The 11,686-nt window shown below is 60.2% G+C and carries 10 protein-coding genes; 6 read left to right on the forward strand and 4 right to left on the reverse strand.

What is annotated here, in order from left to right:
- A partial coding sequence (locus GSM73_RS26300) for an amino acid permease (protein ID WP_256677108.1) occupies positions 1-693 on the forward strand: 693 nt, incomplete at its 5' end.
- A 149-nt stretch (positions 694-842) separates the two neighbouring features.
- Positions 843-1,487 carry a hypothetical protein gene (locus GSM73_RS26305; RefSeq protein ID WP_160894349.1) on the forward strand — a complete coding sequence of 215 codons (645 nt, stop codon included), beginning with the start codon at positions 843-845 and terminating at the stop codon, positions 1,485-1,487.
- Here GSM73_RS26305 and GSM73_RS26310 read toward each other — a convergent pair.
- From GSM73_RS26310 to GSM73_RS26325, 4 genes are all read right to left on the reverse strand, one after another.
- The gene (locus GSM73_RS26310; RefSeq protein WP_256677109.1) at positions 1,482-3,335 is read right to left on the reverse strand and encodes a protein Hnh; all 1,854 of its coding nucleotides are present in this window, start codon (positions 3,333-3,335) and stop codon (positions 1,482-1,484) included. The genes GSM73_RS26305 and GSM73_RS26310 overlap by 6 nt on opposite strands.
- Positions 3,336-3,391: 56 nt before the next feature.
- Positions 3,392-4,072 (reverse strand): peptidoglycan-binding protein, encoded by a 681-nt coding sequence (locus GSM73_RS26315; protein WP_160894351.1) that lies wholly within the window; start codon positions 4,070-4,072, stop codon positions 3,392-3,394.
- 260 nt (positions 4,073-4,332) lie between these two features.
- Complete coding sequence (locus GSM73_RS26320; RefSeq protein WP_160894353.1) at positions 4,333-6,117, reverse strand: IlvD/Edd family dehydratase; 1,785 nt, start codon at positions 6,115-6,117, stop codon at positions 4,333-4,335.
- A gap of 47 nt (positions 6,118-6,164) precedes the next feature.
- Positions 6,165-7,346: a fumarylacetoacetate hydrolase family protein gene (locus tag GSM73_RS26325; RefSeq protein ID WP_139049784.1), complete on the reverse strand. Its 1,182-nt coding sequence runs from the start codon at positions 7,344-7,346 to the stop codon at positions 6,165-6,167.
- A 114-nt stretch (positions 7,347-7,460) separates the two neighbouring features.
- On the opposite strand from GSM73_RS26325, the gene GSM73_RS26330 reads away from it, so the two are divergent.
- From GSM73_RS26330 to GSM73_RS26345, 4 genes are all read left to right on the forward strand, one after another.
- Complete coding sequence (locus GSM73_RS26330) at positions 7,461-8,423, forward strand: LysR family transcriptional regulator (RefSeq protein ID WP_160894355.1); 963 nt, start codon at positions 7,461-7,463, stop codon at positions 8,421-8,423.
- A gap of 253 nt (positions 8,424-8,676) precedes the next feature.
- On the forward strand, positions 8,677-10,059 hold the full coding sequence (locus tag GSM73_RS26335) for an MFS transporter (RefSeq protein WP_160894357.1): 1,383 nt from the start codon (positions 8,677-8,679) through the stop codon (positions 10,057-10,059).
- Positions 10,056-10,796 (forward strand): SDR family oxidoreductase, encoded by a 741-nt coding sequence (locus GSM73_RS26340; RefSeq protein WP_160894359.1) that lies wholly within the window; start codon positions 10,056-10,058, stop codon positions 10,794-10,796. The genes GSM73_RS26335 and GSM73_RS26340 overlap by 4 nt, the downstream gene beginning before the upstream one ends.
- 37 nt (positions 10,797-10,833) lie before the next feature.
- A complete protein-coding gene (locus tag GSM73_RS26345) occupies positions 10,834-11,682 on the forward strand; it encodes an ureidoglycolate lyase (RefSeq protein WP_160894361.1) in 849 nt (282 codons plus the stop codon).
- Positions 11,683-11,686: the final 4 nt, after the last annotated feature.

Raw genomic sequence — 11,686 nt, forward strand, 5'->3', positions numbered from 1 at the left:
CTGTCGGTCTGGTCGATGGTGGTGGGCGTAGGGGCGGACAAGATTGTGCCCACGCTGCAGGCCTTGCAAGACCCGACGACGTTCATTTATGGCATGTCCGACCATTTCGTCGGCCCGTATCTGACTCAGATTATCCGGGTGCTGTTCATGGTCAGTATCTACGCCGGCCTGCTGGCTTTTCATAATGCAGCGGCGCGTTACTTCTACGCCATCGGGCGTGACGGCCTGTTGCCGCGTCAGTTGGGGACTACCCATCGCGTCCACCAAAGCCCCCATATGGGGTCGGCATTGCAGAGCCTGATCTCTGCCGTGGTCGTGCTGATTTTCGCCGCCATGGATGCCGATCCGATTCTGCAACTTTTTGCCTGGTTTTCCAGCCTGGCGACGCTTTGCGTGATTTTACTGATGGCGATCACTTCGGCAGCGGTATTGGTCTTCTTCCGACGCCACCCTGAGCTCAAGCTGGGCGTTTGGCGTGGGCGGATCTTCCCCGGTTTTTCTTGTCTTGCCCTATTGTCGGTGCTGGTCATCGCGGTCATGCACTTCGATGTGTTGACGGGCGCCAGCAAGGCCTTGTCATACGGTCTCTGCGCGATTATTCCCGTGGCCCTGTTGGCGGGTGTGTTTTTGGCGGCCCGACTTCGTAAGGCGTCACCGCAGCGATACCTGGCATTGGGCAGTCACAAGCTCTGAGTCCCCACGCAGTCCGTTCAACTGAATCTCTGGGCGCCTTGCCATGGATGGCCTGCGACCTTGCAACCAAGCTTGCCGAATAGGCACAAATCACCGGTGCTGGATCATCTACACTGCCTCTTCATCCTCCTGTCCGGGACTGGCAGCCTATGCGGATTTGTTTTTTTGACGGGGCTGATCGTATCGAGCTGGGTACTCGATCCAACCTTGCTGATGGCCAGTCCGCGCTGCGAGAGGGAAGCCCGGCGACCAGGATCGATGTGCGTGAACCGTGGCAGGCAGAGCGCTTTATTCGCCGACATTTTGCCGGGAGCGGTGAAGTAGCCCGTCTGCGCGCGCTATTATCCGCCCAGGGGATTCTGGTCCATCTGCTGGACGATGACGAGGTTCGCCGTCAGGTCGCGGGCAAGCTGTCGAGTGGCGAGTTGTGTGCTTACGTGTCTCCACATCAACGACCGATGCCCGTTCGCCTACCGGCCTCGGGCGCTGTGGAAGCGGTTGTTGCACCGGTGTCCGCCGCGGCTCACAAGCGTGCGCGGGTAAAAGCCTCGTCCGAGTCCGTCAATCCACTTGAGCCGGTTGCGCTGACCTTCGTGGAGATCGAGTTACTGGATATGCAGGGGCAGCCCGTCAGCGGGGAGCCCTACGTCATTGTGCTGCCCAATGGGACCCAGCGCAGCGGTGTGCTTGACGAACTCGGCCGGGCGAGAGCGGAAGGGGTTGATCCCGGCAACTGTCAGGTGACGTTTCCCAAACTCGATCAGCGTGCCGTCGAGCGATGCCGCGGCTCATGAATTGGATCGCAGGCGAATGTGCTTCCACGCGGCGTCCAGGTCTTGGGGCATGCCGGCGCGCTTGCGCAGCCCGGTGGCCTTTGGCGTGATCCAGGGTTTAGGAGCAGTTGGCAATTCAAGTGGCATCACTTCTCGGGGAATGTCGCCCGCTTTCAGCTTGGCGACGGCGTTGGCGATTTTCGTCAGCGTGGTGCGCATTTCAGTGGTGCTGTTGCTGGCATCTTCGTTCCCACAGGCTTGGCAACGGCGGTCGAGCTCAGCGGTAAGCTGTTCAGCATCCTGTCCTATCTTGACCACTTCGTTGCACCAGGGCGCTGTCTGAGTCAGGTTTCGATCCTGGTCGAACGCTTGCGTCACCACCTTGAGTCGGGCGACGACCTGATTGCAATGGGGCGTGAGGTCTTCTGCGAGATCCGGCCCGTATCTATTGAGGTTTCGCCTCATCGCGTCTATCGCATTGCTCCATGTACTCTTGTCGCACTCATAGGTTTCCAGGGCGTTGTAGACATCCAGGAAGTTGCGTTCGTGGGTCAGATAGCCGGCGACGAAAGCCGGGTCGTAACGGGTATAGTTCTTTTGCCACAGGAAAAATTGGGCGTGCTCAGCCATGACTTTTTCCAGGCGATCCCGGCAGACGTATTCGATGTGCGTTTGCTCAAAGCCGGCATTCCACAGCGGAGCATACACCTCAAGGGTGTCGCGCAATGCTTGCAGCGCCTTCATGTCCGCCTTGTAGGTAGCGAGGATGGTCGCATGCAGACTGAGCCGGGGGAGTTCGTGGACGCTGCGGGTGGCCGGGGCTATCCCGCTTTGTGCGGCCTGCAGCTGAGTGATGTGCTCGCGCAACTGCATCACGTGCCGGGCCAGTTCCAGGCTCCAGCAGGCAAAGGCGTCCATTGCCAATCCAGAGAACGGTGCCTGAGGCGTTGTCGAATAGAACAAAAACTCGATAGCGCAGCGCGTTGGATTGTCCGATACCTGATAAGCGTCGGGGTATTTCACCAGGTGGCGCAATGTCGGTTCCTGCAAGGTCTTGAACCACTCTTCTCCACGTTGCCATTTCAGGAATTCGATCGTCAGGTCGAGGCTGTGGGTCATCTCCAGAAAAACCCCTCGCAACATTGTCAGATGCCGCATGCGGGCGAACACAAGCTCCTTGCGGTTCAGACCGAGCACAAGGATATTCTTGCCACCCCTGTCGCTGGTGGGCTGCATTTGTTGGTTGAGGTCATTCAGAGGGGCGGGGATGGCCAGTCCTGTCGCGCAATTGAAGTTGATGTGCTCGCGGGGATTCTCGGTGACAGGATTGATCAACACCGGTTTCTCGGCGTTGTGCGGGTCGTCCCACGCGTCGTGGCGCGGTGGCCTGAACCGGCCCCATTCGCCAATGGCGTCCCAGAACTCATCCTCGGTGTTGAAGTCTTCCAGTCTCGGCGGCGGTTGCGCCAGATTGTCCGGTATCACGTCAAAGTAGTTCTTCTTGTAGGTCTCGTTGCACTCCTTGCATGACCACAAGTGGTTGCTCCAGTCGTACACGTACTGAAAATAACCGAGGTTATCCATTGCCTTGTCGTTCACTGGAACGAAACCGTCGTGGCGTTTTTTCGGCCGGAAATGTTCAACATCCCCGCCTGCGGTGTCCATGAAGCGCGCCTCGCAAAAGGCGCACTTGCCATATTGGTCGACCTTGAGCAGCGCTTTGGCGTGGGGCGGTTTGTATTGGTCGTCATCGATGACGACCTTCACCGAGCCTTTGGGAACACTTTTTGTTTTGGCGGTGTTGGTGCCTTTGGTGCAGAGGACCACCGAAGCGCCAGCCTGGACAGCCTGCAGGACGTTGTTTTTCATGGCATCGTGCGAGCGCTGTAGCGCGGGAGGGGCCGTAGGCGTTTTGCGAACCCTGATCATACGGGGGCCTCGCCGTGGTAGCCGTGGAGCGCGGTGCGTACGGCATCGCTGAGTAAGTCATTGTCGTCGGGCAATCCGGCCTGCATCTTGAACGCACCGATGGCCACACGGGTCGCGTCATCCATCTGACCATCGCAGTCGCCGTTGAAGTAGCCAAGGCCACGCAGACGCTGCTGCACGCCTTTGAGGGTACTGATCGGGTCGAGCGCGCGCAGCCTCAGATGATAATCGCGGGAGAAGCCGTCAAAGGTTACGCGCACGGTGATGTCGTCGGCGGTGGGCTCCAGAGGCCAGACGATATCGCCGTTGGCTTCGGCTTCGCCACTGCCCAGCAGCGTGTCACCGCGCAATACCTGAAAGTGCCGGGCCAGGCCCTGTCCGGCGAGGGCATAAGGGCGAAACCTGAGCATGGCAGGGGTGTTCAGTACGCGGAAGGTGTGTCTTTGCCCGGTGGCGTTCTGTTCGAAGGTCGCTTTCACACGCGGCGGGACGAACAACGAATCACCCGCCGCGAGCGCCGTCCCGTCCGGGTGTTGACGGCGCAGATCGGCATTGCGCGGGTGATCCCAGAGTGTCTCGCGCGCATGCCCGTAGGCGTAGGCCACACTGTCGACGCTTTCGGTGGCCCCCAGTGTAAGGACGATGCCGTCACCGCCCGGGTCCGATCTGGCATTCATACGGTTTCTCCTTCCCTGGAAGTCGCACTGTGGTCATCTGAAGGCAATCGCGCCGATTCAGCAGGCGATTAAAACCTTAGTAGGTTATGGGCGTTTTGGAAGGAGCTCTGACTTGATGAGGTGCCGGTTGTCATTTTGTAAGCGTTTGGTCGCGGTAGGGCTTCTGGCCGATGGCCAGGCTAGCCGACGCTTAACGTCGGATAGCCAGCTGCTCACATCCTGGCGGCGCGGTAGTGGGGCAATGAACAGGCTTGCCCTCGTCAGTGAGAGTGGCGCGGCTCACCACTGCGGGCAATTACTCTGAGATGCAACGTGGCAGGCTCAAGGCAGCCCCCCGTGGATAGCTGACCCACCAACTGCCGATACAGCTCCTGCCAGGGCGTTTGCGAAGGCGGGATATTCGGTGTCCATTCGAGTCGGCGCCGGGTCATCTCGGCTTCGTCGATCAGCAGGTTCACGGTTCGTGTGTTCAGATCCACTTTCAGGCGGTCGTTGGTTTTCAGCAAGGCCAGGCCACCTCCCACCGCTGCCTCAGGGGACATGTTGAGGATCGACGGGCTCGCCGATGTGCCGCTCTGGCGCCCATCACCGAGGCAGGGCAGGGAGTCGATGCCTTGTTTGATCAGCGCGGCCGGCGGGGCCATGTTCACCACTTCGGCACTGCCGGGGTAACCCACGGTGCCAACACCGCGGATGACCAGGATGCAGCGTTCGTCGATGTCCAACGCCGGGTCGTCGATCCGGGCGTGGTAGTCCTCCGGTCCTTCGAACACGATGGCGCGGGCTTCGAAGCTATCCTCGGCACCGGGTTCGGACAGGTAGGTCTTGCGGAACGCTTCGCCCACCACCGACATTTTCATGATCGCGCTGTCGAAGAAATTGCCGCTGAGCACGATGAATCCGGCACGGTGCTTGAGCGGGGTGTCGAAGGGGTAGATTACGTCGGTGTTGCTGGTCAGGCTGCTGCGCACGATTTCGCCGATGGTCTTGCCGCTGACCGTGGCGCAGTCTTCGTGCAGCCGCCCGGCTTTTTGCAGTTCATGCATGACCGCTGGGACGCCGCCGGCCCGGTGGAAACCTTCACCCAGGTACTTGCCCGCCGGCATGCAATTGACCAGCAGCGGCACGTCCTCGCCGATCCGTTGCCAGTCATCCAGGCTCAGTTCGACGCCCATGTGCCGCGCGATGGCGATCAGGTGTGGCGGACAGTTGCTCGAAGCGCCCAGTGCCGAGGCGACGGCAATAGCGTTCTCGAAGGCCTCGCGGGTCATGATCTGCGAAGGGCGGACGTCTTGCAGCACCAGTTCGCAGATACGCTTGCCGGTGGCATAAGCCATTTGCCCACGTTCGCGGTAGGGCGCTGGAATGCTCGCACAACCGGGCAGCGACATACCCAGGGCTTCGGCCAAGGCGTTCATCGACAAGGCAGTGCCCATGGTGTTGCAGTGCCCCACCGACGGCGATGCCGCAGTGGTCATTTCCATGAAGCCTTCGTAGTCGATCTCGCCGGCGGCCATCAGATTGCGCGCATGCCAGAGCACGGTGCCGGAGCCGATCAACTCGCCTTTGTGGTGACCGTCGAGCATCGGCCCGCCGGACAGGACAATCGCCGGCAGGTCGGTTGTTGCCGCGGCCATCAGGCAGGCCGGGGTGGTCTTGTCGCAACCTGTGGTGAGCACCACGCCGTCCAATGGATAACCATGGAGGATCTCCACCAGCCCCAGGTAGGCCAGGTTCCGGTCCAGCGCCGCAGTGGGGCGGCGCGACTGCTCGGCGATCGGATGCACCGGGAACTCCATGGGAATGCCGCCGGCATCACGAATACCGGCTTTGACCCGTTGCGCCAGCTCCAGGTGATGACGGTTGCAGGGCGTCAGGTCGCTGCCGGTCTGGGCGATGCCGATGATCGGGCGTCCCGATTGCAGCTCTTGGCGGGTCATCCCGTAGTTCATGTAGCGTTCGACATACAGGGCGGTCATGTCGGCGTGGGCAGGATCATTGAACCACTGCTCGCTGCGCAGTCGGCGTTTTGGCGTGTCGGTCATGATTCATTTCTCTCTTGTAATTAGGCGAATCGGCAAACGGTTCTGCGTCAGCGGGCGAGCAACCCCCGGGAGGCGAGATTGCGCAGCAGAGCGCTGACGCCAAAGGTCCAGGGTGCGGCGTCAGAGCTGTGGGTCACCTGGTTATGCAGGCTGCCAAGCAATGGGCTGCTGATACTGACCCGGTCACCCAGTTTGTGGGTAAACCCGCCACCGGCATGATCACGGTCTTCTGTGGGGGCGAACAGGGTACCGAGAAACAGCAGAAAACCGTCCGGGTATTGGTGATTGGCGTTGAGCGTCTGGCCCGCCAGGTCCTGCGGGTCGCGGCTGATCTGGCTCATGGAGCTAGATCCATGCATCCGGTAACCGTCTTCGCCTTGTACCTGCAGATCGACCACGCAGGCCCGCACATCATCCAGGCTGAAGTGCTCGTCGAACAGGCGAATGAACGGCCCGATGGCGCAGGAGGCATTGTTGTCCTTGGCCTTGCTCAGCAGCAGCGCGCTACGGCCTTCGAAGTCCCGCAGATTGACATCGTTGCCCAAAGTGGCGCCGTGGATCTGGCCACGGCTGTTCACCGCCAGCACCACTTCCGGCTCCGGATTGTTCCATTGGGAGCCGGGATGAATGCCGATGCGGCTGCCGCTGCCGACGGCGGCGAGAACCGGTGCCTTGGTGAAGATTTCCGCATCCGGGCCGATGCCGACTTCCAGATACTGCGACCACATGCCCTGTTCGATGAGCAAGGCCTTCAGGCGCATGGCCTGCTCCGAGCCTGGCACGATCGAACGCAAGTTGTCGCCGATCACGCTTTGCACGGTGGCGCGTATGGCTAGGGCTTTCGTTGAGTCGCCGCCGGCCTGTTCCTCGATCACTCGCTCGATCATGCTGGCGGCGAAGGTCACGCCGGCGGCCTTGATGACTTGCAAATCCAGGGGTGGCAACAACGACGGTTTGGACGGGTCGGCGTCGAGGCCGGTGTTGGCCAGCAGGGCCTGGACAGTGGTGATGAAGGTACCGGGTGTCTGCCGCACCGCAGCCAGTGGTGATTCTGTTTCCAGCAAGTCACTCAAGGTCGCAAAACGCTCCGACAGATCAAACACCCCGTCGCTGCGCAGCACAATGGGCGAAGGTCCGGCAATCCGGCCCGGCACCCAGGCGCGACCAATCAGGGTTCCGGCCACGCCATCGACCGGCAGGGTATTTTCGGGAGTAAGCAGTAGCGACATGGAAAGGTTTCCTGATTCGTAAAGCCTTCACGCTAGGGTGGGTGGTCGATAAACTCCAATGAGATATATTCAGTATTTGATAACGTCAGGTTATTGCTGATCCGAGGAACGCCCATGTCAGACCTGTCCTTTTCCAGCTTCTGCGGCTGGCTCAAATTTCGCCACCTGATGTTGATCGATACCTTGGGGCGCACACGCAATATGCATTTGGCTGCCCAGCAGATGAACCTGAGTCAGCCGGCCATCAGCAAGATGCTCAAGGAAATAGAAAGCCTGCTGGGCTTTGCATTGTTCGAACGGCTGCCCCGAAGCATGCCGCCCACGGCGCTGGGGGAGCATGTGTTGCGTTATGCGCAAATCGCCTTGAATGATGCACGTTCGTTCGTTGAGCAAATCAGCAGCCTGCGCGAGGGCGGTCACGGTTATCTCAAGGTCGGCGGGATTTTCGCCGCCACGGCGGTGGCCTTGCCCGAGGCGATCCTGCAGATCAAGCAAAGGTGGCCGCTGCTATCGATTGAAGTCGTTGAGCAGACCAGTAACCATTTGATGGAGATGCTCGAAGAAAAAAACCTTGATCTTGCGGTGGCACGCTTTACCGATCAAAGCCAGCAGCAACGCTATGACTTCCAGGCGTTGGCCCCGGAGCCGTTCTGCATCGTGGTCAACAGCCGACATCCGCTGGCAAACGCGGGGCCCACTTCCTTGCAGCAACTGGTGGACCTGCCCTGGATTCTCTACCCGGTAGGCACACCGATTCGTGCACGCATGGAACTGGCCTTTGCCGAGGCCGGGGTGGGGATGCCGCGCAATACCATCGACACCATCTCTATGCAGACTTTCCTCCAGGTTCTACAACGCGGACCCATGATCGGCATGCTGCCCAATGCCATGGTCAACCCGCTGCTGGAAAGCGGCCAGTTGATAACCCTCGATACGCCCTTGCACCTGGTGCCGCAGGATTACGGCATCCTCACGCGCAAGGGTGAGCAACTGGTGGGGGCGGCGCTGGAGTTCGCTGACATTCTCAAGGAAAACGCGCGTCTGGCTGCCACATCGTCCACTCAAGAAAGTCGGTGAATCTGCGGGAGCAAGGCTTGCCCGCGATGCCGGCGCCTCGTACTCGCTGACCGCGTCGTCTTCATCGCGGGCAAGCCTTGCTCCCACAGATAAATCTCCTCGGCACAAGTTCGGCACCGGCCGATGGTTATCTTGATAACGACTCGTTATCAGTTAATCCAAAAATGCCATTGGGAAAGAATCAATTCCCGACAGTAGAGTGACCCACTCAATAAAAACAATCAGGCATGCCCACATGCCCAGGGGTGACCTCATGCAAACCGTATCCGAGCATTTACCCGCGCAGTCGCAAGCCAGTGAACTCGATTTTGAGGACCGGACCTACCGCAAGGTTATCTGGCGCATCCTGCCGGTCCTGCTCTTGTGTTACATGGCCGCCTACCTCGACCGGGTGAACATCGGTTTTGCCAAGCTCGATATGCTCAACGAGCTGCAATTCAGCAACACCGTGTATGCCTTGGGCGCCAGTATGTTCTTCTGGGGCTATTTTCTCTTCGAAGTGCCCAGCAACCTGTTGCTGCATCGCTTTGGCGCACGGTTCTGGATCGCCCGGATCATGCTCAGTTGGGCGGTGATCTCCATGGCCGTGGCCTACACCGTGCCGCTGGCGGCCTTCTTCCACCTCGAATCGAGCACGATGTTCTACGTGCTGCGTTTCCTGTTGGGCATCTGCGAAGCGGGCTTTTTCCCTGGCGTGATTCTCTACCTCAATTACTGGTTTCCGACCCACCGGCAGAGCCGGGTGATGTCCGGCTTCCTGCTGGCACTGCCGGTCAGTCTGACCTTGGGTGGCATTCTCTCCGGTTGGCTGATGAACAGCATGCAAGGGGTGCAAGGCCTGTCCGGCTGGCAATGGATGCTGCTCATTGAAGGCATCCCTTCGATCATCATGGCGTTTGTGGTGATCGTCTGTCTGGCCGACAACATCGATAAAGCCAAATGGCTTAGCGTCGCGGAAAAAGCCATGCTCAAGGCCAATCTGCAAACCGACAACCAGGGCAAGGCCACACGGCTGAGCGAAGTGTTTTTCAACCCTCGGGTGTGGTTGCTGGTGCTGATTCTGCTGACCTTCAATACCGGCTTCTACGGCCTGGCGTTCTGGATGCCCTCGATCATCAAGAGCACCGGTATCACGAACAGTTTGCACATCGGTTTGCTGACCGCCATCCCGTACTCGGTGGCAGTTGTGGCGATGCTGCTCAATGCCCGGCACTCCAACCGCACCGGTGAGCGGCGCCTGCACGCGGCGATCCCGGCGTTCATTGGCGGCGTCGGCTTGATCCTCAGTGCCTTCTTCGCTGACAACCTGGTGTTGTCCGTGCTTTTCCTCAGTGTCTCCGCCTCGGGAATCCTCAGCTTGATGCCGATTTTCTGGACCTTGCCGGGGACCGTGCTGTCGGGCGTCGCCGCCGCGGCCGGCATCGGCATGATCAACGCCATCGGTAACCTGTCGGGGTTCACCGGTTCGATGATCACCGCCGTGGCGGAAACCCTCACGGGCAACATCAACAACGGCACCTATGTACTCGCCCTGTGTCTTTTGGTCAGCGGCGGACTGATCCTGGCCATCCCTGCCTCGATGCTCGGCAGGACTCCCAAGCACGCCGACACGGCAGTGCAACTGGAGACTGCATGAATCTGCAAAATAAGCGGGTGTTGGTGACGGCAGCGGGGCAGGGCATTGGTTTGGCCAGCGCCATTGCTTTCGCCCGAGCCGGCGCCGAGGTGTTCGCCAGTGACATCGATATCCATGCCCTCACTGGCATTGAAGGGATTACTGCCATCAACCTGGACGTCACGTCGACCGTTGCCATCAGCGCTGCCTGCGAGCGTATCGGTGGGCTGGACGTGCTCTTCAATTGCGCCGGTTACGTTCACAGCGGCAACATCCTGGAGTGCGACGAAGCCGCCTGGGCGCGTTCGCTGGACCTCAACGTCACGGCCATGTACCGGATGATCCGCGCATTTCTGCCAGGCATGCAGGCGCGGGGCGGCGGTTCGATCATCAACATGTCGTCGGTGGCCTCCAGCATCAAAGGCGTGCCCAACCGTTTTGCCTATGCGGCCAGCAAGGCGGCGGTAGTGGGCTTGACGAAGGCTGTGGCTATCGACTTCGTCACTCAGGGCATCCGTTGTAACGCCATATGCCCTGGTACCGTGGACTCGCCGTCGCTCCGACAGCGCATCGCGACCCAGGCTGCGCAACAAGGTGTGGATGAGACACAGGTTTACCGGCAGTTCCTCGAACGTCAGCCCATGGGCCGTATCGGCAGTACCGAAGAAATCGCGCAGTTGGCCGTGTACCTGGGCAGCGATGCGTCGAGCTTCACCACCGGTGGCGTGCATGTTATCGATGGCGGCATGAGTATCTGAACCCGGTTTTCACTTTGAATCTGAACAGGAGAACTCCATGAAACTGTTGCGTTACGGCGAGAAAGGTTCGGAGAAACCCGGCCTGCTGGATGCCGATGAGCAGATCCGCGACTTGTCGGGCCATGTGCCGGACATCGCCGGACAGGCCCTGGGCCCGGACAGCCTGGCAACACTCGCAGCCCTCGATCCGTACAGCCTGCCCCTGGTTGCCGGCCAGCCTCGGATCGGTGCCTGTGTCGGGCAGGTCGGCAAATTCATCTGCATCGGCCTGAACTATGCCGACCATGCGGCCGAGTCGAACATGGAGGTGCCGAAAGAGCCGATCATCTTCAACAAGTGGACCAGCGCCATCTGCGGACCGAACGACGACATCCAGATCCCGCGTGGCTCACTCAAGACCGACTGGGAAGTCGAACTTGGCGTGGTCATCGGTAAAGGCGGTCGTTACATCGACGAAGCCAACGCCCTGGAGCATGTCGCCGGTTATTGCGTCATCAACGACGTGTCAGAGCGTGAGTGGCAACTGGAGCGCGGCGGCACCTGGGACAAGGGCAAAGGCTTCGACACCTTTGGCCCTCTTGGACCCTGGCTGGTGACCCGGGACGAAATCGCCGACCCGCATACGCTGGATCTGTGGCTGGAGGTCGACGGGCACCGCTATCAGAACGGCAATACCCGGACGCTGATCTTCAGCGTGCCGCAACTGATTGCCTACCTGAGCCGCTGCATGAGCCTGCAACCCGGCGACGTCATCTCGACCGGCACACCCCCCGGTGTAGGCTTGGGCATCAAGCCCCACCCGGTGTTCCTACGGCCGGGCCAGACCATGCGCCTGGGGATCGAGGGCCTGGGTGAACAGCGTCAAGTCACGGTACAGGCGGACTGACGGC

Source organism: Pseudomonas sp. PICF6, assembly GCF_009831705.1.
GTDB classification, from domain to species: Bacteria; Pseudomonadota; Gammaproteobacteria; order Pseudomonadales; family Pseudomonadaceae; genus Aquipseudomonas; species Aquipseudomonas rhizophila.